Source organism: Prauserella cavernicola (assembly GCF_016595675.1).
In the GTDB taxonomy this organism is placed as follows: domain Bacteria; phylum Actinomycetota; class Actinomycetes; order Mycobacteriales; family Pseudonocardiaceae; genus Prauserella_A; species Prauserella_A cavernicola.
The window spans coordinates 936,683-958,671 of sequence record NZ_JAENJH010000002.1 but is presented as its reverse complement, the minus strand read 5'-3'; the positions used below and the strand labels follow the sequence as shown (position 1 = coordinate 958,671).

The following is a 21,989-nucleotide window of genomic DNA, read 5'->3' as shown; positions in this document are numbered from 1 at the left end:
GACGTCACTGGTAGTCGGGGGACGGCGGGCTCGCGGGACCGAGGCGCTCGAGCAGCCACCGGTTGTAGCTCTGCTGCCACGCACCGCCACGCACGCGGTCGAGCACGGCGTTGACGAAGCGCACCATGTCCTCGTTCTCCTTGGGCACGCCGATGCCGTAGAGCTCGTCGGTGAACCGCTCGCCCACGATCTTGACCGTCGGGTCCTGTTCGGCCATGCCCGCGAGGATCGTGTCGTCGGTGGACACGGCGTCGACCTGGCCCTGCTGCAACATCACCAGGCAGTCCGACCAGTCGTCGACCGAGATCGGGACCGGCGCGGGGTCCGCGGCAGCGATGTTCTTCAGCGACGTCGACTCCTTGGCGGCGCACACCCGTTTGCCGCCAAGGTCCCCGATGCCCTCGACGTCGGAGTTGACGCCGACGAGGACCTTCTGGCCCGCCACGTAGTACACCGTGGAGAAGCTGATGTCCTCCAGCCGCTCGCAGGTGATCGAGAACGTGCGCACGACGATGTCGACGTCGCCGTTCTGCAGTGCCGGGATGCGCTGCGCCGAGGTGATCGCGCGGAACTGCACGGCGTTCGGGTCACCGAAGATCTCGCGCGCGACCTCCCTTGCGATGTCGATGTCGAAGCCCTCGAGCGCGCCCGAGGTCGGGTTGCGGAACCCGAAGAGGAACGTGTTCTGGTCGACGCCGACGCTCAGGTGACCGCGTTCGCGGATCTCGTCCATCGTGGACCCCGACGGGATCGAGCCGTTCGGCGAGAGGCTCGCGGTGGGGTTGCAGCTCTGGTCGGCGGTGCCGCCGCCCTGGACGTCGTTCTCCAGCGCGGCGTTCGCGGGCTGTGGGCGTTCGACGGAGCCAACGGGGGCGGGGTCGACCGGCTTTCCCGGCGAGCCGCAGCCGGCCACCAGCAGTGCGAACGTCGACAACGCGACGCCGAGGCGTGTCCTGTGTTTCATCAGCGGTACTCCCGCAACCTGTCCCGGAATCCCAGCGTAGTGCCCAGTGCGGCGATCACGGCGAGCACCGCGAACCCGGGCGCCAGCAATGTCAGCGCGCGTGAGCCGTTGGTCGTGTCGTCGACGAAGACCTGCCTGCCCGACTCGATCGCCGCGGCCAGCTCCTGGTCGAGCCGGTTGAACGCGGCGGCCGCGCTCTGTTCGTCGGAGGCGTCGATCGCCAGCGCCACCGCGGCGTCGTAGTCGCCGGTGCCGTCGAGCTCCCGCACCTGCTCGTGCGCCTCCCGCCACGCGGTGGCGTGCGTGATCGCGGAGTCGACGTGGCCTGCCGAGTCGAGGCCCTCGGTGCTGCTCGCGGCCTCGGCGAGCAGTCCCGAGTTGCCGTCCGGTCCCGCCAGCTGGCCGAAGAGCTCGTCGAACTCCTCCTGGTATGCCTCGCCACCGCCGCGGGCGACGAGTGTCAGCGTCTCGTCCGCGCGGGCCTGCAGCGCGGCGATCCTGGCTCGCACCAACAGATCCGACTGCTCGGTGCCGTCGCCGCTACCGCTGCCGACGAGCACGCTCTGCACCGTGATGGCCACCGCCGTCCACAGGACCGCGATGCCCACCGCGACCGTGGCCACGACGAGACCGACGTTGAAGACGCGGTTGGTCTTGCGCTTGAGGTGGATCTGCGCGGCGATGAGCGCGCCGAGCAGGCCGAGCACGAGCAGCGCGATCAGCCACGGTACGCCGGCGGCGTCGTCCTGCTCCTCGACGAGCCGCTCGGTGTCGATCTCGTAGAGCTCCTGCGCGGCCGGCAGGATCTTGGCCCGCATGAGCTCGGAGGCCTCGCGCAGATAGGCGGCGCCCGCGGGGAAACCCTGGCGGTTGTTGGACCTCGCGGTCTCCACGAGCCCCGTGTAGACCGGCATCTGCTGGCTGAGGATCTCGACCTGGCGCGCCGCCTCGCTGCCGCCCGAGTCCGAGGCCGCCCTGGCGAGCGCCACCCCGGCCTTGGCGATGTCGAGCTCGTAGCGCTCGCGCAGTTCCGGCGGTTCCGAACCGGTGGAGAGAAACGCGCTCGCCGCCGTCGCGTCGGCGTCGGACAGCGAACGGAAGACCTCCTGCGCCGCGGCGGCGAGGGGTTCGCGGTGGTCGATCAGGTCGTCGATCGTGTTCGCGCGGTTCTGCACGGACACGGTGCCGAGCAGGCCGACGAGCAGAGAGAGCACGATGAGGCCGGTGGCGATGAGCGAGAACCGGCCGGGCGTCGTCGCCGCCGACTTGGTGATGTTGCGGATCGCGTTGCCCGGCAGTTCGAGCAGCCAGGCGAGTCCCGAGCGCGGGCCACGCGGCTCCTCCGGCGGAACCGGGGGCACGGGCTGCCCAGGGGGCACTGCGGGCACACCCGGACCACGAGGGGTCACGGTGCTCGTCATCGCGTTCCTCCACCCAGTTCCAGCACCCGCATGACCGTAGCCGAATGCGGGTAACGGCAAGCACGGTGTCCACGAACGGACCAAGATCGTGCCGCTGCCGTAACCAGGCGGGCGGTACCGGCTAGCGCGGTGCCCTCAACGCGGGCGCCGTGGAGTGCGGCAGCACGAGCTCCGGCGCCTCCGGTCGTTCGAGCACCACCTCGATGTCGTCGGCGAAACGGTAGGGCCTCGGCGCGAGGATCGCGCCGAGTCGCCTGCGCAGACGCGACATCTCGGCCCTGACCGTCACGGTGCGTTCGGCGTCGCCGAACAGGTCCAGCGCGAGCCCTGCCGCCGACCGGCCGTCGCGGTGGGTGGCCAGCACGAACAGCATCTCCGCGTGGCGGGGGCTGAGCGGATACGACCACGTGCCGCTGTGCGCGGTGACGGTGAGCGTGCAGTTCCTCGGCGAGCGCACGTCCAGTACGGCCCTGGTCGGTTCCTGAACCGAGTCGCCGGACAGGCGCACCAGCCAGCCACCTGGAACGGGTTCCACCCGGCAGCCGCCCAATGCGGGCAACCACACCTCGCCGGGCGCGCAGCCGCGCGGCAACGCGACGCGGTCGAGAGGTTCGACGCCCGACACGGCGGCTACCCAGCCGTGCTCGTCGGTGACCAGCGCGCGCTCACCCACCTTGGCCAGCACCGGCAACGCGGCGGCCCGCAGGCGCTCCAGTTCGGCGAGGTGGGCGTTGCGCAGCTGCGACTCGGCGAGCCTCGCGACGGTGTCGACCAGCGCGAGGGTGGTGGCGTGCACCGTCGCGGCCGGCCCGGAGAGGTCGACGACCCCGAGCAGGCTGCCGTCGCGGGGATCGTGCAGCGGGGCCGCCGCGCACGTCCACGCGTGGTGGCTGCGCACGTAGTGCTCCGCGGAGTACACCTGCATGGGCCTGCGCGCGATCAGAGCGGTGCCGATGGCGTTGGTGCCCACGTGCCGCTCGTCCCACGAGACGCCCTCGGTGAAGCCGAGCCGGTCGGCGCGATGACGCACGGGGTTGCTGCCGTCGCGCCACAGCACGCACGCGTCGGCGTCGACCACCACCATGATGTGCGCCGCCTCCTCGGCGACGCTCATGAGCCCGCCGCGCAGGATCGGCAGCGCCTCGGCCAGCCGGCTGGCCCTGCGCCTGGCCTCCAGCTCGGCCGCGGACAGCGGGCTGCCGTCGCGGCCGTGGTCGGGATCAAGGCCGAGCCTGCGCATGCGCTGCCACGACGCGCCGATGACGGCCCGTGGCTGCGCGGGCGGACTGGTGCCGGACAGCGCGGCCTCGTGCATCCGAGCGAGCACGCGCGCGTACCGCCGGGGGTCCGTCCCGACGGGCACCGCTGCCTCGAGGTGCTCCTGGCGCACGCCCACGAGTGTCGCAAGCCTGCCGTTCGGAAGGAACCCTCAGCGGCCGACCGGCTGCCGAGGGTTTCTGACCGCTCCACTTCGGACAGCGGCTCCGTGTGGGCGGAGTCACCGCCCGCGAGGCTCAGGACTTGGCCGTGGCCAGCCGGTCGAGGCGTGCCGTGGTCGGCCAGCGCACGTCGCGGGCCCAGCCGAGCTTCTCGAACATCCAGATCAGCCGCGCCGAGATGTCGATCTGGCCGCGCAACACGCCGTGCCGGGCGCACGTCGGGTCGGCGTGGTGCAGGTTGTGCCACGCCTCGCCGAAGGAGAAGATCGCCAGCGGCCAGAAGTTGGCCGCCTTGTCCCTGCTGGTGAACGGGCGGTCGCCGATCATGTGGCAGATCGAGTTCACCGACCACGTCACGTGGTGCAGCACGCCGATGCGCACGAAACCGGCCCAGAAGAACGCCGTGACGCCGCCCCAGAACGACCACGTGATGAGCCCGCCGAGCACGCCGGGCAGCAGCAGGCTCAGGCCCACCCACAGCGGGAACAGCGCGTCGACGCGCCGGATGTCGCGGTCGGCGAGCAGGTCGGGGGCGAACCGCTCCGCGTTGGTGATGTCGCGCTCGAAGAGCCAGCCCATGTGCGCGTGCCAGAAGCCCTTGGCCAGTGCCTTCGGCCCGGTGCCGAACAGCCACGGCGAATGCGGGTCGCCTGCCCGGTCGGAGAACGCGTGGTGCCTGCGGTGGTCGGCGACCCACTGGATCACCTGGCCCTGCGCGGAGAGGCTGCCCGCGACGGCCAGCGCGACCCGCAGCGGCCTGCCCGCCTTGAACGAGCCGTGCGTGAAGTAGCGGTGGTAGCCGACGGTGACGCCGAGTCCGCTGACCACGAAGAAGAGCGCGGCGAGACCGACGTCGACCCAGGTCAGTCCCCAGCCCCACGCGAAGGGAACGGCGATCGCCAGAGCGACGATCGGGGCCAGCACGAAGACCTTGACGGTGATGTGCTCCGGCATCGACTTGCGTCCGGAGACGATCGGTTTCGGCCTGCGCTCCTTCGGCGTGGCGGCAGGGCTCGGTGACGTGCTCATCAACACCTCGCGTGGTCGGATCGAAAGGATCTCGGACGGGCAAGAAAAATTGCCGAATTAGAGCAAACGCCGAATTCACACTGACCCGTACGCTCGCGATGTCTGGCTTCGGACGCTACCCGATTCTGCTGTGAGAAGCCACAGAATCCAGCCGCCGACTAGATTGCCGTGGTGACCTTTGCGCATTGGGAACTGATCGCGACCAGATGGCGGGACAACGACGTGTACGGGCATGTCAACAACGTCGTCTACTACGAGTTCATGGACACGACGGTCAACCGTTGGTTGATCTCAGAGGGTGGACTGGATATTCACCAGGGTCCGATGATCGGCCTTTGTGTCGAATCACACTGCAATTACCGGGCCGCCGCTGAATTTCCCGAGAAGCTCGCGATCGGTCTGCGAGTGGGCAGGCTGGGCACGTCGAGCGTGCGGTACGAACTCGGCATCCACCGCGAGGACCGCTCCGAACTACTGGCCGAGGGACACTTCGTGCACGTGTTCGTGGACAGGCACTCGCGCCGCCCCGAACCGATCACCGAAGACCTGAGGGCCGCGCTGGAGCGCCTTCAGATCGAGTCCATAAAGGACTAACGGACCGCCCGCGACGGTCACCCACGGGCCCCGTACGCTACGGCTAGTAGTACTAGGGGTGCTGGAGGACCGGTGATCACTGGGTATTCGGTCGCGGTGGCGCTGTGCTCGCTGGCCGTCGCGGCATGGGCGTTCGTGTCGGCGGCGCGCAACCGCGAGCCCGGCAAACCGCTGCTGATCGGGCTCGTCGCGCTGGAGGCCCTGCTGCTGGTGCAGGTGGTGATCGCGGTGGTGCTGCTGATCGGCGGCGACCGGCCGGGCAGCATGGTCACCTTCATCGCCTACCTGGTCGGCTCGCTACTGATCCTGCCGCTCGGCGCGGCGTGGGCGCTGGCCGAGCGCACCCGCTCCAGCACGGTGATCCTCGGCATCACCTGCGTGACCGTGCCGGTGCTGATCCTGCGACTGTCGGAGGTCTGGGGTGGCGCGAGTGCCTGAACCAGCGGCGGAACGGCCGGCCACGGCGAGTGGACCCGGCCGCATCCTGGTGGCGGTGTACGCGATCTTCGCCGTGGCCGCGACCTCCCGCGCGGCGGTGCAGATCGCCACGCGGTTCGACGAGGCCCCGGTGCCCTACCTACTCTCCGCGTTCGCCGCGCTGGTGTACCTGCTCGCGACGTTCGCGCTCGCGCGCACCGGCAGGACGTGGTGGCGCGTCGCGCTCGCCGCCTGCTCGGTGGAGCTGGCGGGCGTGCTCGTGGTGGGACTGCTGAGTGTGTTCGACCAGGCGGCGTTCCCTGACGCCGCCGTGTGGTCGAACTTCGGGATGGGCTACCTGTTCATTCCGCTGGTGCTGCCCGTCATCGGGCTGCTCTGGCTGCGACGCACGGCGCCTACCAGAACACCGCGATGACGACGTTGGCGAGCGTGAAGCCCGCCAGGCCGTAGAAGACGCCCTTGCCGGACTCGGGGCGGCGCCACAGGATGTGGGCCAGCACGAGCACGACCACCGCGATGGCGAGCTTGACGGCGACCTTGGTGTTGTCGGGTTCCGCGGCGACCAGGCCCGCAGAGGCGATGCCGACGAGAGCGACTCCGGTGAGGACCTGGGTTCCCGCGCTGTACATCGTGATCGCGGGAGCTGGTCCGGCCGGTGCGACGCTGCGCGCGACCACGCCACTGACGATTCCGGCCATACCGAGCAGGTGCAGCACGACCAACGCGTCGTAGACGATTTCCATGTCGGAACTTTACTACACCTTGTAGTAGCTACTGCGGTGAAGGGCACCTTTACTGCGTTCAATGCAGTAAAGGTGCCCTTCACCGCAATTGGCTGGCCGCTAGAGCGGGACCGCGAAGAGTGCCGCCGAGGTGCTCAGGGCCGTCAGGACCAGCAGGCACGCAACGGGCCACGCCAGGGGGAAGGCGAAGCGGTCGGGGTCGCGCAGGCGGCGGATCCGCGCCTGCACCGGGGTGTCGGCCACCGCGAGCGCACCCGCAGGCGTACCGCCCGTTCCGTTGGCGTGGAAGCGTTCGAGAGCGCTCGCCAGCGTCTCCCTGCCGTGCTGGCGGACGGCCTTGTCGTCGGCGCACATCTCCACCAGCAGCTCGATCGTCGCGCACACGCGCGTGAGCAACCCGCTGCTCGGCAGCAGCCTGCGCAACGCCTGGAACGGCGCCACCACGAGGTGGTGCCGCTCGCTCGCGTGCGCGCGCTCGTGGGCGAGCACGGCGTCCAGCTCCGCGTCGGTGAGCAGGCGGCGAGCGCCCTGGCTCACCACGATCCTCGGGGTGCGTCCCGGCAGGCAGTACGCGACCGCGACGGGGTGGTCCACCACGAGCGCGTCAGTGTCGTGCCGCGCGACGAGCTGGAGCAGCAGCCGGTGCCGCGCCCGTGCGCGGGCGGTGCTGCGCAGGCACAGCAGCTGGTTCACGACCAGCCAGCCCGCGAGTGCGAGTCCGGCCAGCACCGCGGCCGCGTGCCAGATGTCGAGTTCGTGGAACACCGGCGGCAGATCGAGCAGGGCGGGCAGCAGGCCGCGCCGGTAGGGCGCGAGCCCGAAGCCGAGCAGGGCACCGATCGCCGAGACGACCAGCGTGAGCATGCTGATCTGCCAGAGGATCAGTGCCGCTCTCGGGTGCGTGTGCGTCCAGCGGCTGCGCAGCAGCCAGACCGCCACGAGCACCGCCACCGTCGCTGCCGCGAGCTGGTGCCCCACGAGGATCACGTCTTCTCGCCCCGTTCCAGCGCCTGCCGCAGAGCGTCCGCCTCGTCGCTGGTCACCGACTGCGCGAACCGGACCAGAGCCGAGCCACGGTCGCCGGTCAGCTCGAGCGCCTCCAGCATCAGCTCGGCCACGTACTCCTCACGCGTGGCGGCGGGAGCGTAGAGCCATGCCCTGCCCTCGCGCTCGCGACGCACCACGTTCTTGGCGGCCAGCCGCGTCAGCACCGTCATCACGGTCGTGTAGGCGAGACCTCGATCGGCGAGCGCCGCGTGCACCGCACGGACGCTGGCCGGCTCCGGTCGCGCCCAGAGCACCTCCATCACCGCGCGCTCCAGTTCTCCGAGCCTCGCCACGTCCACCCCTTCTGCAAGTCCGCCTGCCGAAATTCAACCACGAACCCCCGAGGACGTGACCCCCGTTGTGACCGCCAGCAACAGCTGGAGATGGCAGGAGAGACGCTCGCGCGGATCGGCTAGATCGACGCCGCTGACCTCGCTCGCTCTGCGCACCCGGTGGCGAACCGTGTTGGGGTGGACGTGCAGCGCGGAGGCGACCGCACGCACGTCACCCATCGCGTCGAGCCAGGCGAGCAGCGTGGGCACCAGCTCGGAGCCGTGCTCGGCGTCGTGGGCGCTCAGCGCGCCGACGGCGGGGTCGCGCAGATCGGGGTTGGCCTCCAGCAGCGACAGGGTCTGAGAGAGCAGCACCTCGGCCCGCAGGTCGGCGATGCTCGCGACCGAGCGGGCCGTGCCCATCGCGTCGAGCACCCGGTCGGCCTCCGCCCGCGACGCCCCGACCTCGCGCAGCGACGCGACCGCCGACCCGATCCCGGCCTGCACCCGCACGCCGGTGCGCCTGGTGAGCACCTCGGCGACGTCGGCGAGCTCGGGGGCGAGGCCCGTGAGCTGGCGAGCCTCGGGCAGCACCGCGTAGACGCGCGAACCGTCGGTGCCCACCAGCGCGGCCCTGCGGAACGAGGCCATGTGCACCGAGACCATCGTGAGCATCTCGGCGAGGCGCAGTTCGCGCACCGGCTCGTCGGGCGTCGACTCGCGCGCGGTGAAGGCCACGACCACCGCGGGCGCGGCGGGGTCGAGCCCGAGCTGCCCCGCGACCAGGTCGGGGCTGGTGTGCCCGGTGAGCAGCCCGGTCACCAGCTCCTCGCGCGAGCGGCCCTGGTCGCTGCGCTGGCGCAGCAGGTGCACCGCCGCGAGCCTCGCCCCGCCGAGCAGCGCGCTCTCCGCCCGGTCGGTGAAGGGCTCCCTGCCCTGCTGCACCCACACGGTGCCGAGGTGGTGGGTGCCCGCCCTGATGCCGACGGCGAGCCTGCGCCGGATACCCAGCTCGGGATGCTGCTCGATGCGCACCACCTCCTCGCCCGCGCGCAGGCGTTCGAAGACGCCCCACTCGCGCAGTAGCGCCAGATAGCTCTCGGGGCCCTGCCAGCCGAGGATCGAGAGCCTGCGCAGCTCGTCCACCTCGGCGGCGTCGCTGTCCGAGCGCGAGTAGGCGAGCACGCGATTGCCCGCGTCCTCGATGCTCACGCTGCCCCCGGTGAGCGTGGCAAGCGTTTGCGCCAGCGAGAACAGGTCACCCGGCTCGTCGGTGAAGCCCTCCGCGAGCGTCGCGCTGTCGAGCACCTGGCGCACCACGGTCTCCAGCTGGTCCCAGCGCACCGCCGCGGCGACGCCGAGCAGCGCGACCCCGGCCTCGGCCGCCACGCCCGCCAGCTCGTCGGGCGCCTCCTTGACCGCGACGGCCGAGGCGCCCCGGCGGGCGGCCGCCCGCACGGACCGCGCCGCCTCCCGCCCGCGCACACCGATGATCAGTACGAGCTCGCCCTGGTAGCTGCCGGGCTCGTCGTCGGGATCCAGGATCGCCACCCCGCGCACCACCGGGTCGGTGTGGTCCGTGCGCAGCTCCACCAGCGGCAGCCCGATCGCCACCAGCAGGCTGCGCAACCCGATCCCGTTGTTCGATCGGCCAACCGTCATGGTTCAACGTTAGCCGCTCGAACATCCCGTAGCCGCCGTCCCGGACCCACACTTCCCTCATGGACGCCATCACGAGCACGCCAGCGCCGCGCAACGAACCCGTGCGGGACTACGCCCCCGGCTCGCCGGAGCGGGAGAGCATCACCCGTGAGCTCGCCCGGCTCGAGAGCACCCGCTTCGAGCTCACCGCCACCATCGACGGCGAGCAGCGGATGCCGGAGGGCGCGCGCATCGACGTCGTCCAGCCCCACGACCACGCCCACGTGCTGGGCACCACCGCCAACGCGACCCACACCGACGCCAAGGCCGCGATCGACGCCGCGCTGCGCGCCGGTGAGTCGTGGCGCCGCCTGCCCTACGACGAGCGGGCCGCCGTGCTGCTGCGCGCCGCCGACCTGCTGTCCGGCCCGTGGCGCGACACCATCAACGCCGCCACGATGCTCGGCCAGTCCAAGACCGTGGCGCAGGCCGAGATCGACTCCGCGTGCGAGCTCGCCGACTTCTGGCGGTTCAACGTGCAGTTCGGCCGCGAGCTGCTGGAGGGCCAGCCGCAGAGCTCGCCCGGCGTCTGGAACCGGCTCGACTACCGCCCGCTCGAGGGCTTCGTCTACGCGATCACGCCGTTCAACTTCACCGCGATCGCGGGCAACCTGCCCACGGCTCCCGCGCTGATGGGCAACACCGTGCTGTGGAAGCCCTCGCCGACGCAGGGCCTCGCCGCGCACCTGACGATGCGCCTGCTCGAAGAGGCCGGCCTGCCGCCCGGCGTGATCAACCTGCTGCCCGGCGACGGCCTCGACGTCTCCGACGTGGCGCTCGCCGACCCGGCGCTGGCTGGCATCCACTTCACCGGCTCGACGCGGACGTTCCAGCACCTGTGGTCGTCGGTCGGCGCCAACATCGGCGGCTACCGCACCTATCCGAGGCTCGTCGGCGAGACCGGTGGCAAGGACTTCGTGGTGGCCCACCCCAGCGCCGACGTCGACGTGCTGCGCACGGCACTCGTGCGCGGCGCGTTCGAGTTCCAGGGCCAGAAGTGCTCGGCGGCCTCCCGCGCGTTCGTGCCGCGCTCGCTGTGGACGCGGATGCGCGACGACCTGGTGGCCGAGGTGGAGGCACTGAGCGTCGGCGACGTCACCGACTTCTCCAACTTCATGGGCGCGGTCATCGACCGCAGGGCCTACGACCGGCTCGCAGGCGTGCTGGAGCAGGCGAAGTCCGCGCCGTCGCTGGAGGTCGTCGCGGGCGGCACCGCCGACGACTCCACCGGCTACTTCGTGCGCCCGACCGTGCTGGAGGGCACCGACCCCGAGCACGAGGTGTTCCGCACCGAGTACTTCGGCCCCGTGCTCGCCGTGCACGTCTACGAGGACGGCGACTTCGAGCGCGTACTGCAGCAGGTGGACCGCGGCGCGGCCTACGGGCTCACCGGCTCGATCATCGCCCGCGACCGGACGGCCGTGGAGCGCGCCAAGGAGGTGCTGCGCTTCGCGGCCGGCAACTTCTACGTCAACGACAAGCCGACCGGCGCGGTCGTCGGCCAGCAGCCCTTCGGTGGCGCACGCGGCTCCGGCACCAACGACAAGGCGGGTTCGATCTACAACCTGCTGCGCTGGGTAAGCCCGCGCACGATCAAGGAGACGTTCGTTCCGCCGGTGCGCTCGTCGTACCCGCACCAGCTCTAGGAGGTCGTCATGCTCCGCTCGGCCATCATCGCCGCGTCCCGTTCGCCTCGAGCCCGCTCGCTCGTGGAGAACCTGCCCCTCGCCAGGCCGATCGTCGACCGCTTCGTCGCGGGCGAGCAGCTCGGCAAGGCACTGGACACCACGCGGGAGCTGACCCGCGACCGGCTGGTGACCCTCGACCACCTCGGCGAGGACACCACGGACCGGGCCAGCGCCGACGCGACGGTCGAGGCGTACCGGAAGGTGCTCGGCGCGCTGGCCGACGGCGGGCTCGCGGCGCGGGCGGAGGTGTCGCTGAAGTTGTCGGCGCTGGGCAGGTCGCTGCCCGGCGACGGCGACAAGATCGCGCTGGAGAACGCCCGCGCGATCTGCGAGGCCGCGGCGAGCGCGGGCACCACGGTGACCGTGGACATGGAGGACCACACCACGGTCGACGCAACCCTGTCGATCGTGCGGGAGCTGCGGGTGGACTTCCCGTGGGTGGGCGCGGTGCTACAGGCCTACCTGCACCGCACCGAGGGCGACTGCGCCGACCTCTCCGGCCCCGGCTCCCGCGTGCGGCTGTGCAAGGGGGCCTACGACGAGCCCGCCTCGGTCGCCTACCGCGACAAGGCCGAGGTCGACGCCTCCTACGTGCGCTGCCTGAAAATCCTGATGGCCGGGCAGGGCTACCCGATGGTCGCCACCCACGACCCCCGGCTGATCGAGATCGCACAGGACCTGGCGGCCCGCTCCGGCCGCGCCGCCGCGGAGTACGAGCACCAGATGCTGTTCGGCATCCGCGCCGACGAGCAGCAGCGGCTCGCCGCACGGGGCCTGCGCATGCGCGTCTACGTGCCCTACGGCGGCGAGTGGTACCCGTACTTCGTGCGGCGGCTCGGCGAGCGGCCCGCGAACCTGGCCTTCTTCGCCAGGGCCCTGGTGGGGCGCTAGCTAGCGCCCGGCGGGCACGGCGTCGCGAGCCTGAGCGCCCAACTCGCTCGACTCCCTGGCGCAGTGGGCGCAGCAGTAGAACTGCCCACCGACGTCGACGCCGTGCCCCGACACCTTGCAACCGCAGTGCTCACACACCGGGGCGAGCTTGTGGATGGCGCACTCGAACGAGTCGAAAGTGTGCCTGTCACCGCCCTTGGTGTGAATCTCGAAGGCCATGTCGTAGTCGTTGCCACACACTTCGCAAGTAGCCATGTATGAGCGTTCCCGCATGGCTCACCGGCGAAACTCAGCGTGAAAGACGCGAGGGCCACCACACCAACTTGCCGATGTCCACGGTCAGCGCGGGCACCAGCAGCGAGCGGACGATGAGCGTGTCGAGCAGGACACCGAACGCCACGATGAACGCCAGCTGCGCCAGGAACAGGATCGGCAGCACCGCGAGCGCCGCGAACGTCGCCGCCAGCACCACACCCGCCGACGTGATCACCCCACCGGTGACGGTGAGCCCGTAGCGCGTGCCCTCTCGGGTGCCCCGGGTCCGCGCCTCCTCCCGGACTCTCGTCATCAGGAAGATGTTGTAGTCGATCCCGAGTGCCACCAGGAAGACGAAACCGAACAACGGCACCACGGGATCGGCCCCTGGGAAGCCCAGGACGTGGTTGAAAACCAACGCGGACACACCCATCGTGGCCGCGAACGACAGCACCACGGTGGCCACGAGCAGCAACGGTGCGAGCAGCGAGCGCAGCAGCAGCATGAGCACGGCCAGCACCACCACGAGCACGATCGGAATGATCACCGCACGGTCGCGTTTGGACGTTTCCTGCGTGTCGAGCGTGACCGCCGTGCGCCCGCCGACCATCGCGTCGGCGTCGGGCACCGCGTGCACGGACTCGCGCAGCTCCCGCACCGCGCCGACGGCCTCCTCCGAGTCACCGGGCGCGTCGAGCACGGCCTCGATCAGCACCAGTCCGCCTGCCGTGCCCGCGGGTTCGGCGCTGGACACCCCGTCGATGCGCGTCGCCTCCAGCACCGCGTCGGCGGCCCCCTCGTTGGCGATCACGATGGCGGGCGAGCCGACGCCGCCGGGGAAGTGGCGCGTGAGCACCTCCTGGCCTGCCACGGAGTCGACCTCGGTGAGGAACACGTCGGTCTGCGACGTGCCGTCGGCCTTGAGCTGCGGCAGGAACGCCGCGCCGACCAGCAGCACCAGCGCGGTGACCACCCAGATCGCCCTCGGCTTGCGGTCGACGGCACCCGCGATGCGGCCCCACACACCAGTCGACTCGGGATGCGGCGAGCCGTGCTTCGGGCGGAACGGCCAGAACGCGGCGCGGCCGAAGAGTGCGAGCACGGCGGGCAGGAACGTCACCGAGGCCAGCAGCGAGGCACCGATGCCGATGGCGGCGACCGGACCGAGCCCCCGGTTGGAGTTGAGGTCGCTGAACAGCAGGCAGAGCACGCCGAGGATCACTGTCCCGGCCGAGGCGGCGATCGGTTCGATGGTGCCGCGCAGCGCCTTGCGGATCGCGACGTAGCGGTCCTCGGTGTCTCGCAGTTCCTCCCGGAACCGCGAGACCAGCAACAACGCGTAGTCCGTCGCGGCCCCGAAGACGAGGATGAACAGGATGCCCTGGCTCTGGCCGTTGAGCGCGAGCACGTCCGCGTCGGCGAGCAGGTACACGGACAGGCTCGCGAGGCCGAGCGCGAAGACGCCGGAGAGCAGCACGAGCAGCGGCAGCAACGGACTGCGGTAGACGATGACGAGAATCAGCGCGACCACGGCGCCCGCGACCAGCAGCAACAAGCCGTCGATGCCGCCGAAGGCCTCGGAGAGGTCGGCGATCTGGCCAGCAGGCCCGGCGGCGTACACGTCGAGCCCGTCCGGCCGGTCCCGGTCGAGCACCTCGCGCAGGGCCTCGACGGCATCGTTCGGCTCGCCCTCGATGGGCACGACGAGCTGCAACGCGTTGCCATCCTGCGACGGGATCACCGGCGAGAGCGGCTCGACGACGCCTTCGATCGAGGTGGCCTCCTCGGCTCGCTGCTGCAGGAACGCACGGTCGTCGGGAGTGACCCCGCCCTCGCGTTCGGCGACGACGATCGCGGGTACGGCCTCGTCCTGGGTGAACTGTTGCTGCAGCTCCTGGACCTGCGTGGACTCGGCGGAGGCCGGCAGGAACGACGAGTTGTCGTTCTCGGAGACCTCGCTCAGCTTGCCCGCGTAGGGTCCGCCGAACCCGCCGAGCGCCAGCCAGCCGATCATGATCAGAGCGGGTAAGACCCAACGGAGCCTGCGCACGTTTCTCCCAGTTGTTTCGATCATCGAATGTTTCGGTGGTCGAAATACTAAGCTGGGTAGATGGAGGCGGCAAACTGGAGGAGTGAGACAAACGTGACATCGGAGCAAGCGCCCGGCGACGGCGTGCTGATCCGGCTACTGCGCCAGCTGACCGTGGAGAACGGGGAGTTCGTCGAGATCCTGCGACAGTCCCATCGCATGCACCGCACGGACCTCAACGCGCTCGCCGTGATCATGGACGCCACCAGGACGCAGGGCCACGCACCGAGCCCCGGCGAACTCGCCGAGGCGCTGCACCTGTCGGCCTCGGCCACGACGTCGCTGCTCGACCGGCTCGAGTCGGCGGGCCACGTGCACCGCACCCGCAGCGCGGCCGACCGCAGGCGCGTCGAACTGCACGTCGAGGATCAGGCGCTGGAGCTCGCCCGCGGGCTGTTCACGCCGCTCGGCGAGGAGTTCGCGCGCACCTGGACCGAGTTCGGGCCCGAGGAGCGGCGGATCATCGAGCGCTTCCTGACGGTGAGCATCGAGGCGACGGTGCGCACCAAGAAATCCGTGCTGCCACCGAAAAAGCCGAACTCAGCAGGGTAGCGGCCCCACGCAGAGCGTCGGCGGCCAGCGCGCGAGTCCCCCACTCCGGCGCGCGAGTCCCCCGCTCTGGCACGCGAGTCCCCCGCTCTGGCACGCGAGTCGCACGCTCCCGACTCACCCGGACGCGCCACCGGGTGGGGCAGCCGAAGCCATCCCACCCGGCGGTACCCGTCCGGCCCGGTCAGCCGATCACGCCCGGCAGAACTTGTCCCTCGCCGGCATCTCGCCGTCGACCAGGTAGCGCGTGGTCACGTTCGACGCGCACGGGTTGTCGCCGAAGACGTAGACGCCGTGGCCGCTGCCGTCGACGCTCAGCAACCGGGACCGGTCGCCGAACTCCTCGCGCAGCATCTCCGCGCCCACGTGCGGGGTCGCCGGGTCGCGCTGGTTCTGCACGAGCAGCACGTTGCTCGGCCCCTCGTCGGTGATCTCCACGCGAGGCTCCGCAGGCTCGTGCGGCCAGAACGCGCAGGGCGAGATGTTCGCGCTGGCCGCGCCGAACAGCGGGAACTGCTCGCGGTCCTCGGCTACGGCCTGCCGGTAGGTGTCGACGTCCTCGGACCACTCGCTGTCGTTGCAGGTGACCGCGAGAAACACCGACCAGTTGTTGTCGGCGGGCGCCAACTCGTCGGCGTCGAGCTGTGCCTTGACGGCGTCCACGTCGTAGGTGTCCAGCGACTGCCAGAGCTGCGCCATCGCGGCATAGCTCGACTCGCCGTAGAGGCTCACCAGGGTGCCGAACCGGAACATGCCGCCGTCCAGCCCCGCGACGGGCTGCTCGTCCAGCCGCCCGGCGAGCTCGAAGTAGGTGTCGCGCACCTGTGCGGGCGTCCGGCCGAGGCCGTAGCTGCCGTGCCGCTCGGCGACCCACTTCGCGAAGTCGGGGAAGGTCTCCTCCATACCCAGCGCGAACCTGCGCATGCCTTCCTGGCCGAGGGCGGTGTCGCCGATGTTGCTGTCGAGCACGACCCGGTCGGAGGTGTCGGGGAACATCGACGCGTACGCCGCACCCAGCGCCGAACCGTAGGACAGCCCGAAAAAGCTGGCCTTCTCCTCACCGAGCGCGGCGCGGATCCGGTCCAGGTCACGGGCCGTGTTCGCCGTCGTCAGGTGGCGCAGGCGCCCGTCGTCGTCGTTGCGCGCGCACTGCTCGGCCACCGACTCGGCGATCCTGGCCTGTTCGAGCACCGCCGCGTCGTCGACCGCGTACGGCGGGATGTTGGCGCCATAGTCCTGATCGGCGGTGAAGCGGCAGCTCACCGGAGCCGAGTGCCCGACTCCGCGGGTGTCCATACCGATGAGGTCGTAGCTGTCCAGCACGCTCGCGGGGATTCCACGGGAGACGAGGTCCGCGGGGAGCGACAGCCCCGGGCTCCCGGGGCCGCCCAGGTTGAGCATCAGCACGCCGCGCCGCTTGTCCGGGTTCTGGCTGGCCAGCTTGGAGATCATGATGTCGATCCGGTTGCCGTCCGGGTCGGCGTAGTCCAGTGGCACCGGCACGGTGGCGCACTGCAGGACGGTCGGCGCGGCCGCGGCCACGGTGTCCTCCGGGCACTCGCCCCACTCGACCTGCGCCGTGGGTGCGCTGCCCTCGTCGGCCGTCGCGGGGGCCGTGGCCAGCGTGCCGAACAGCCCGAGTACGGCCAGCACCGCCAGGCCTCTGCCCGCGCTGCGTTGTCGTTTCATGTCCACTCCCAGATCGGTCTTGCCTGCGGTTTCCGCCTCACTGGAACGTGTGTTGTGGGAACACGGTCAAGATCGCGGGGGAGGTCGGTCGTCAGGTGTGCCCGGAGGGCTCTGGTTCGGGCTGCTGACTTGCGGTCGGGTGACCGGGGCTGCCGGGGTTGCCGGAGCGGGACTCGGGTGGGGAGTTCGCGGCCCGTAGTGCGGGACTCGCGGGCCGGACCGGGGGACTCGCGGCCGGGAGCGGGACTCGCGGGCCGGAGCGGGGGACTCGCGCGCCCGAGCGGGGGACTCGCGCGCCCGAGCGGGGAACTCGCGCGCCGGAGCGGGGAACTCGCGCGCCCGAGCGGGGAACTCGCGGGCCCGGGCGGGGAACTCGCGCGCCGGAGCGGGGGACTCGCGCGCCCGGGCGGGGGACTCGCGGGGTTGGGCGTGGGTTGCTTGGGCGCGGGGTGGGTTTGGTGAGTGGACTTCGGGGGTTGATTCGGGCTCGGCGGGGTTGTCTACTGCGGGCGCAGGAGTCCCTACCGGCTTGGAGGTACGCGGGTGATCGTCACGGTGCTGGGCGGCGGGAACGGATCACACGCGGCGGTGGTGGACCTGTGCCTCGGCGGGCACGAGGTGCGCTGGTGGCGGCGCGGAGCCAAGTTCCCCGACGGTGGCCGCCTGCGGTACCGCACCCACGACGACTCCGGTGAGGTCACCGCCGCGCTGACCACCCACGACCTCGGCGCCGCCGTCGAGGGCAGCGACCTGATCGTCGCGCCCGTACCCGCCACCGTGCAGACCGAGCTGCTCGACGCGCTCACGCCCGTGCTCGCGCCCGGCCAGGCCGTCGCGTTCACGCCGGGCACGTTCGGCACCTGGCTCGGCGCGCTCCGCAGGCCCGACGTCGCCTTCCTCGAGACCGGCACGCTGCCCTACCTCACCAGGGTCACCGCGCCCGGCGAGGTGAGCATCCCGGTGATCTCCGGCCGCCTGCCCGTCGGCTCCATCCCCGGAACCGGCGCGCTCGCCGACGACGCGCACGCCCGCTTCGCCGCCGCGTACCCGATGGCCGTGCGCGTGAGCGACGGGCTCGACGCCGCGCTGAGCAACTGGGGGCCGGTGATCCACCCGCCGCTGATCGCGCACAACCTCGGCGCCATCGAGTCGCTCGCCGAGCGGTTCGACATCCACGCCGAGGGCAGTTCGCCGTCGGTGCTCGCCACCACGCGCGCGCTGGACACCGAGCGGATCGCGCTGCGCAGGGCACTCGGTTTCGGCGACCCGCACTGGCCATTGGAGGACTACTACCAGGGCCGCGACACCTCGATGTACCCGCCGGACGCGAAGGCGCGCTTGCTGGCCTCGGACCTCTGGCGCGAGTCGGTGACCATCGACCACCGCTACGTCCACGAGGACATCCGACGCGGCCTGGCGTTCAACGTGGCGCTCGCCCGGCTCGCCGGCGTGGAGGCCCCGGTCGGCGCCGCGATCCTCACGCTGGTGGGCACCGCGCTGGGCGAGGACCTGCTCGTCACCGGCCGGACTCCACACTCGCTCGGCACCGAGGACCCCGACGAACTCCGCCGGAAGGCCCGCGAGGGCATGACTATGCTCGCGGCGTGACGACACCCATGCGCTATCTGCTGCAGCTGCACGGAAATCTGCCGATCGAGACCTACCCGGCCGTCGCCGCGAGGGCCGAGGAGCTCGGCTTCGAGGACGTCACGGTGCACGACGTCCTGCTGCGCAGGCCGGTGTGGCCGGTGCTGTGCGACATCGCGCGCGCCACGTCGCGCATCCAGGTGGGGCCGAACGTCACGCATCCCTACCTGAGCCACCCCGTGCAGATCGCGGCGAACGTCGCGCACCTCGACGAGCTCTCCGGTGGACGCGCCGTGCTGGGCATCGGCCGCGGTTCGATGTACGAGCTGGTGGGCCAGACCAATCCGTCCACGTTGAAGGGCGTGCGCGAGGCCGTGGACGTGATCCGCGCGGTCATTACGGGCGACGGGTCCGAGTACCACGGCGACGTCTTCAAGCTGGGCAAGTCGGCCAAGCTGCATTTCGGCACGGGCCGCCGCGTCCCGGTGTACCTCGGCGCGCACGGTCCGAAGGGCGCACGGCTCGCGGGCGCGCATTGCGAGGGTCTGCGCCTGGCCGCGCAGTGGGACCCCGCCTACGCAACGATGCTGCGCAAGGAACTCCACGCAGGAGCCGAGGAGGCCGGCCGCGCGCCGTCCGACGTGGACTTCGTGGCGGAGAACTGGACCTACGTGCACCCCGATCGCGAGCTGGCCCGCCAGGGCGCGCGCCGCATCATGGCGACGTTCCTGCCGCACCTGGGCCCGCTGCTGAAGTTCCACGACGTGCCGCAGGCCGAGGTGGACGCGGCCCGCGCGGCGACGCGCGACGGCCAGACCGAGCGCCTCGCCGAGATCAGCGACCGCACGCTGGACCTGTTCATGGCGGCGGGTGACCTGAGCGACCTCGTGGCCGGGCTCAAGCGCTGGCGCGAGGCCGGGTTCGACGCGGTGTCGTTCAGCGGCGAACTCGGCCCCGAACCGGAGGTCGCCCTGGAACTCCTTGGCGAGGCCCTGCAGCAGGTCTGAGCACCCCGCGTGCGGTGAAGGGCACCTTTACCGCGTTGAACGCGGTAAAGGTGCCCTTCACCGCAGTTGGCCGCTAGTGGTCGCGGTGGTCGAAGACTCGTTTCGTCTTGCCCGCGTTGCGGGGGAGCTCGCCCATCGGCACCAGGTCGACGTCGACGCGGACGCCGATCTGGGCCTGGAAGCGCTGCGCCAGCTCGGCCGCGAGGCCGGGGCGATCGCCGCCCTCGACGCGGATCACCAGCGAGTCGCGTCCCGCCTCGTCGCGGTCGACGTGGGCCTGGAACTCCGAGCCCGCGCCCTCGACATCGGCGAGCACGGTGTCGACCTGCGCGGGCAGGAAGATCACGCCGCGCACCTTCACCTGGTCGTCGGAGCGGCCCTCGATGCGCCCGATGCGCGGGTACGGGCTGCCGCACGGACACGGCTGCGCGTAGCGGAAGGACAGGTCGCGCGTGCGGTAGCGCACGAGCGGCGTGGCCTCCTTCGTCAGCGTGGTCACCACGACCTCGCCGGGAGTCCCGTCCGGCACCGGCTCCAGAGTCTCCGGGTCGACGATCTCGACGTGGTAATGGTCGGACCACACGTGCATGCCCTCGTGCAGGGAGCATTCGACACCCGTGCCGGGGCCCCACAGCTCGGTCATGCCGTAGACGTCGAAGGTCTCGATGCCGAGCCCGGACTCGATGCGCCTGCGCGTGGCGTCGCCCCAGCGCTCGGAGCCGATGATGCCGACGCGCAACGACAACTCGTCGCGCAGTGCCTCGCGCTCCACCAGCTCGGCGATCAGCAGCGCGAACGACGACGTCGCGCCGAACACGGTGGTACCGGCCTCGCGCATCAGTTCCAGCTGCAGTTCGGTGTTGCCTGGACCGCTGGGAATGGTCATGGCGCCCAGCCGCTCCGAGCCCGCCTGGAAGCCGACGCCCGCGGTCCACATGCCGTAGCCGACCATCAGCTGCACGCGGTCGGCCTCGGTCACGCCCGCGAACCGGTAGCAGCGGGCGAACATCTCGGTCCAGTCCTCGATGTCCTTGGCCGAGTAGGCGCAGATGGTGCGCTTGCCCGTGGTACCGGACGAGGAGTGGATGCGCACGATCCGCTCCGCGGGCACGGCCGCGTAGTCGAGGAACGGCGTCTCGCGCAGCTCCTGCTTGGTGGTGAACGGCAACCTCGCGAAGTCCTCGGCGTCGCGAACGGGCGCGTCACCGAGCTTGGCGCGCAGGAACGACGAGCCAGCCCGAGCCCTGCCGATGGCCTCGTCCAGCGCGGACACCGATACGTCGAGCACATCTACCCCAGTCATCGACTCACCTCACCAGCAACCGGTTCGGACCACGGAAGTCCAGCGTCGGCTGCCATTCCACCTTCTCCTCCGCCAGCCGCAGCCGCGGGAACCGATCGAACACCAGCGGCAGCACCACTTCCATCTCGGCCCTCGCCAGCGCGGCGCCGAGGCAGAAGTGCATGCCGTGCGAGAACGCGAGGTGCTGGTTGGGCGAGCGCGTGATGTCGAACCGGTCCGGATCATCGAAGACGTCCGGGTCGCGATTGGCGGCGCCGAGCAACAGGATCACGGCCTGGCCCTGCTTGAGGTCCAGGCCACACAGCTGCCGGTCGCGGTCGGCGATCCTGGCCGCGATCTGCACGGGACCCTCGTAGCGCAGCATCTCCTCGGTGGCGGAGCCGAGCAGCGACGGGTCCTCGCGCAGCAGCGCCAGCTGCTCGGGGTGCCGCAGCAGCGCGAGCAGGCCGTTGCTCAGCATGTTCGTCGCGGTCTCGTGGCCCGCGGTCATCAGGAACAGCGCGTTGGCGTAGAGCTCGTTCTCGCTGAGTCGCTCGCCCTCGTCGGCGGCCTCGATCATGGCGCTCAGCAGGTCCGGGCCCGGCGCGGCGCGGCGCTGCTCGATGAGCCGTCCCAGCAGCTCGCGCATCCGCAGCGCGCTGTCGGACGCGCGACTCGCGAGCTCGGGGCTGATGCGGCCGGAGCCGACGACGAGCACCAGGTCCAGTGCCCAGCCCTGGAACTGTTCGTGTTCCTCCTCGGGGATGCCGAGCAGGGCCGACACCACCAGCGCAGGCATCGGGTACATGAGGCCGCGGTGCAGGTCGAAGGCGTCGCCGTCGGCGGGCAGCGAGTCGAGCAGCGACCGGGTGAGCTTCTCGATCGTCGGCTTGGCCTGCTGCACCATGCGCGGAGTGAACGCGCGCAGCATCAGCCTGCGCAGGCGACGGTGGTCGGGCTGGTCGGAGAACACGACGATGTCGCGCATCGTCTCCTCGAGCGGCGCGGCCGCGAGCCTGGCCTCCTCCGGCAACGGGCGCAGGATGGCCGACACGCGGTCGGAGCTCAGCTCCTTGTCGAACAGCGCCTCGCGCACGTCGGGGTAGCGGAACAGGAACCGTCCCGTCGGCAGCCCGGCGTCGGACGCGGCCCTGATCTCGGAGTAGATCGCGTAGGGGTCGGCGAGTCCGTCAGGACTGAGCAGCTTGCGAATCACGGAGGTGACGGACCAGTCGTCGCTCATGGTCCAACCCTTTAATGCCGGGTGCCCCTCCGTCAACCGCTCAGGTCCGGGCACCGAACCT

21 protein-coding genes are annotated in these 21,989 nt (G+C 71.0%); 8 read left to right on the top strand and 13 right to left on the bottom strand.

The features are described from left to right. Positions 1–4 precede the first annotated feature (4 nt). The 4 genes from JHE00_RS11300 to JHE00_RS11285 all read right to left on the bottom strand — a co-directional run bounded on the left by JHE00_RS11300 (position 5) and on the right by JHE00_RS11285 (position 4,853). The gene (locus tag JHE00_RS11300; protein WP_200317656.1) at positions 5–964 is read right to left on the bottom strand and encodes a transporter substrate-binding domain-containing protein; all 960 of its coding nucleotides are present in this window, start codon (positions 962–964) and stop codon (positions 5–7) included. Then, entirely contained in the window at positions 964–2,385 is a 1,422-nt protein-coding gene (locus JHE00_RS11295) for a GlnX family signal transduction membrane protein (protein ID WP_200317654.1), read from the bottom strand. The genes JHE00_RS11300 and JHE00_RS11295 overlap by 1 nt, the downstream gene beginning before the upstream one ends. A 121-nt stretch (positions 2,386–2,506) precedes the next feature. Next, a complete protein-coding gene (locus tag JHE00_RS11290; RefSeq protein WP_307831895.1) occupies positions 2,507–3,775 on the bottom strand; it encodes a GAF domain-containing protein in 1,269 nt (422 codons plus the stop codon). A gap of 124 nt (positions 3,776–3,899) precedes the next feature. Continuing rightward, complete coding sequence (locus JHE00_RS11285) at positions 3,900–4,853, bottom strand: acyl-CoA desaturase (RefSeq protein ID WP_200317652.1); 954 nt, start codon at positions 4,851–4,853, stop codon at positions 3,900–3,902. Positions 4,854–5,024: 171 nt separating this feature from the next. Between JHE00_RS11285 and JHE00_RS11280 the strand changes: the two genes are divergently transcribed. From JHE00_RS11280 to JHE00_RS11270, 3 genes are all read left to right on the top strand, one after another. After that, positions 5,025–5,447, top strand: coding sequence for an acyl-CoA thioesterase (locus JHE00_RS11280; protein ID WP_200317650.1), 423 nt, complete (start codon positions 5,025–5,027; stop codon positions 5,445–5,447). Positions 5,448–5,519: 72 nt separating this feature from the next. Next, complete coding sequence (locus JHE00_RS11275; RefSeq protein WP_200317648.1) at positions 5,520–5,885, top strand: hypothetical protein; 366 nt, start codon at positions 5,520–5,522, stop codon at positions 5,883–5,885. Further along, complete coding sequence (locus tag JHE00_RS11270; protein ID WP_307831894.1) at positions 5,878–6,300, top strand: hypothetical protein; 423 nt, start codon at positions 5,878–5,880, stop codon at positions 6,298–6,300. Before JHE00_RS11275 ends, JHE00_RS11270 begins: the two co-directional genes overlap by 8 nt. On the opposite strand, the gene JHE00_RS11265 is transcribed toward JHE00_RS11270, so the two are convergent. The 4 genes from JHE00_RS11265 to JHE00_RS11250 all read right to left on the bottom strand — a co-directional run bounded on the left by JHE00_RS11265 (position 6,281) and on the right by JHE00_RS11250 (position 9,609). Next, positions 6,281–6,628, bottom strand: coding sequence for a hypothetical protein (locus tag JHE00_RS11265; protein ID WP_200317644.1), 348 nt, complete (start codon positions 6,626–6,628; stop codon positions 6,281–6,283). The two genes, JHE00_RS11270 and JHE00_RS11265, sit on opposite strands and share 20 nt — an antisense overlap. A 99-nt stretch (positions 6,629–6,727) precedes the next feature. Further along, positions 6,728–7,615, bottom strand: a complete 888-nt coding sequence (locus JHE00_RS11260; protein WP_200317642.1) for a M56 family metallopeptidase — start codon at positions 7,613–7,615, stop codon at positions 6,728–6,730. Continuing rightward, positions 7,612–7,974: a BlaI/MecI/CopY family transcriptional regulator gene (locus JHE00_RS11255; protein WP_200317640.1), complete on the bottom strand. Its 363-nt coding sequence runs from the start codon at positions 7,972–7,974 to the stop codon at positions 7,612–7,614. Before JHE00_RS11255 ends, JHE00_RS11260 begins: the two co-directional genes overlap by 4 nt. 27 nt (positions 7,975–8,001) lie before the next feature. Further along, positions 8,002–9,609, bottom strand: a complete 1,608-nt coding sequence (locus JHE00_RS11250) for a PucR family transcriptional regulator (RefSeq protein WP_200317638.1) — start codon at positions 9,607–9,609, stop codon at positions 8,002–8,004. A gap of 59 nt (positions 9,610–9,668) precedes the next feature. On the opposite strand from JHE00_RS11250, the gene pruA reads away from it, so the two are divergent. Both pruA and JHE00_RS11240 read left to right on the top strand, forming a co-directional pair. Then, positions 9,669–11,294: an L-glutamate gamma-semialdehyde dehydrogenase gene (gene pruA / locus JHE00_RS11245; protein WP_200317636.1), complete on the top strand. Its 1,626-nt coding sequence runs from the start codon at positions 9,669–9,671 to the stop codon at positions 11,292–11,294. A gap of 9 nt (positions 11,295–11,303) precedes the next feature. Then, on the top strand, positions 11,304–12,227 hold the full coding sequence (locus tag JHE00_RS11240; protein WP_200317634.1) for a proline dehydrogenase family protein: 924 nt from the start codon (positions 11,304–11,306) through the stop codon (positions 12,225–12,227). On the opposite strand, the gene JHE00_RS11235 is transcribed toward JHE00_RS11240, so the two are convergent. Beyond that, the gene (locus JHE00_RS11235; protein WP_200317632.1) at positions 12,228–12,482 is read right to left on the bottom strand and encodes a metallothionein; all 255 of its coding nucleotides are present in this window, start codon (positions 12,480–12,482) and stop codon (positions 12,228–12,230) included. A 34-nt stretch (positions 12,483–12,516) separates the two neighbouring features. Next, positions 12,517–14,496, bottom strand: a complete 1,980-nt coding sequence (locus JHE00_RS11230; RefSeq protein ID WP_230423201.1) for an MMPL family transporter — start codon at positions 14,494–14,496, stop codon at positions 12,517–12,519. A 96-nt stretch (positions 14,497–14,592) separates the two neighbouring features. Between JHE00_RS11230 and JHE00_RS11225 the strand changes: the two genes are divergently transcribed. Further along, positions 14,593–15,123, top strand: a complete 531-nt coding sequence (locus tag JHE00_RS11225; RefSeq protein ID WP_200317628.1) for a MarR family winged helix-turn-helix transcriptional regulator — start codon at positions 14,593–14,595, stop codon at positions 15,121–15,123. Positions 15,124–15,312: 189 nt separating this feature from the next. Here the strand turns inward: JHE00_RS11225 and JHE00_RS11220 are convergent, their stop codons facing one another. After that, complete coding sequence (locus JHE00_RS11220) at positions 15,313–16,809, bottom strand: alpha/beta hydrolase (RefSeq protein WP_230423200.1); 1,497 nt, start codon at positions 16,807–16,809, stop codon at positions 15,313–15,315. 543 nt (positions 16,810–17,352) lie between these two features. Here JHE00_RS11220 and JHE00_RS35850 point away from each other — a divergent pair. Continuing rightward, complete coding sequence (locus JHE00_RS35850; RefSeq protein ID WP_200317626.1) at positions 17,353–18,417, top strand: NAD/NADP-dependent octopine/nopaline dehydrogenase family protein; 1,065 nt, start codon at positions 17,353–17,355, stop codon at positions 18,415–18,417. Continuing rightward, entirely contained in the window at positions 18,414–19,403 is a 990-nt protein-coding gene (locus tag JHE00_RS11210) for an LLM class flavin-dependent oxidoreductase (RefSeq protein WP_200317624.1), read from the top strand. Before JHE00_RS35850 ends, JHE00_RS11210 begins: the two co-directional genes overlap by 4 nt. A gap of 73 nt (positions 19,404–19,476) precedes the next feature. On the opposite strand, the gene JHE00_RS11205 is transcribed toward JHE00_RS11210, so the two are convergent. Both JHE00_RS11205 and JHE00_RS11200 read right to left on the bottom strand, forming a co-directional pair. Continuing rightward, a complete protein-coding gene (locus tag JHE00_RS11205) occupies positions 19,477–20,706 on the bottom strand; it encodes a phenylacetate--CoA ligase family protein (protein ID WP_200317621.1) in 1,230 nt (409 codons plus the stop codon). 4 nt (positions 20,707–20,710) lie between these two features. Continuing rightward, positions 20,711–21,928, bottom strand: coding sequence for a cytochrome P450 (locus tag JHE00_RS11200; protein WP_200317619.1), 1,218 nt, complete (start codon positions 21,926–21,928; stop codon positions 20,711–20,713). Between the last annotated feature and the right edge of the window lie 61 nt (positions 21,929–21,989).

What these genes read in the sequence shown, in the direction of transcription:
- JHE00_RS11225 (WP_200317628.1), top strand. Translation starts at nt 14,593, where the DNA reads ATGGAGGCGGCAAACTGGAGGAGTGAGACAAACGTGACATCGGAGCAA.
- JHE00_RS11220 (WP_230423200.1), bottom strand. Translation starts at nt 16,809, where the DNA reads ATGAAACGACAACGCAGCGCGGGCAGAGGCCTGGCGGTGCTGGCCGTA.
- JHE00_RS11230 (WP_230423201.1), bottom strand. Translation starts at nt 14,496, where the DNA reads ATGATCGGCTGGCTGGCGCTCGGCGGGTTCGGCGGACCCTACGCGGGC.
- JHE00_RS11200 (WP_200317619.1), bottom strand. Translation starts at nt 21,928, where the DNA reads ATGAGCGACGACTGGTCCGTCACCTCCGTGATTCGCAAGCTGCTCAGT.
- pruA (WP_200317636.1), top strand. Translation starts at nt 9,669, where the DNA reads ATGGACGCCATCACGAGCACGCCAGCGCCGCGCAACGAACCCGTGCGG.
- JHE00_RS11285 (WP_200317652.1), bottom strand. Translation starts at nt 4,853, where the DNA reads ATGAGCACGTCACCGAGCCCTGCCGCCACGCCGAAGGAGCGCAGGCCG.
- JHE00_RS11295 (WP_200317654.1), bottom strand. Translation starts at nt 2,385, where the DNA reads ATGACGAGCACCGTGACCCCTCGTGGTCCGGGTGTGCCCGCAGTGCCC.
- JHE00_RS11250 (WP_200317638.1), bottom strand. Translation starts at nt 9,609, where the DNA reads ATGACGGTTGGCCGATCGAACAACGGGATCGGGTTGCGCAGCCTGCTG.
- JHE00_RS11205 (WP_200317621.1), bottom strand. Translation starts at nt 20,706, where the DNA reads ATGACTGGGGTAGATGTGCTCGACGTATCGGTGTCCGCGCTGGACGAG.
- JHE00_RS11240 (WP_200317634.1), top strand. Translation starts at nt 11,304, where the DNA reads ATGCTCCGCTCGGCCATCATCGCCGCGTCCCGTTCGCCTCGAGCCCGC.
- JHE00_RS11235 (WP_200317632.1), bottom strand. Translation starts at nt 12,482, where the DNA reads ATGGCTACTTGCGAAGTGTGTGGCAACGACTACGACATGGCCTTCGAG.
- JHE00_RS11265 (WP_200317644.1), bottom strand. Translation starts at nt 6,628, where the DNA reads ATGGAAATCGTCTACGACGCGTTGGTCGTGCTGCACCTGCTCGGTATG.
- JHE00_RS11300 (WP_200317656.1), bottom strand. Translation starts at nt 964, where the DNA reads ATGAAACACAGGACACGCCTCGGCGTCGCGTTGTCGACGTTCGCACTG.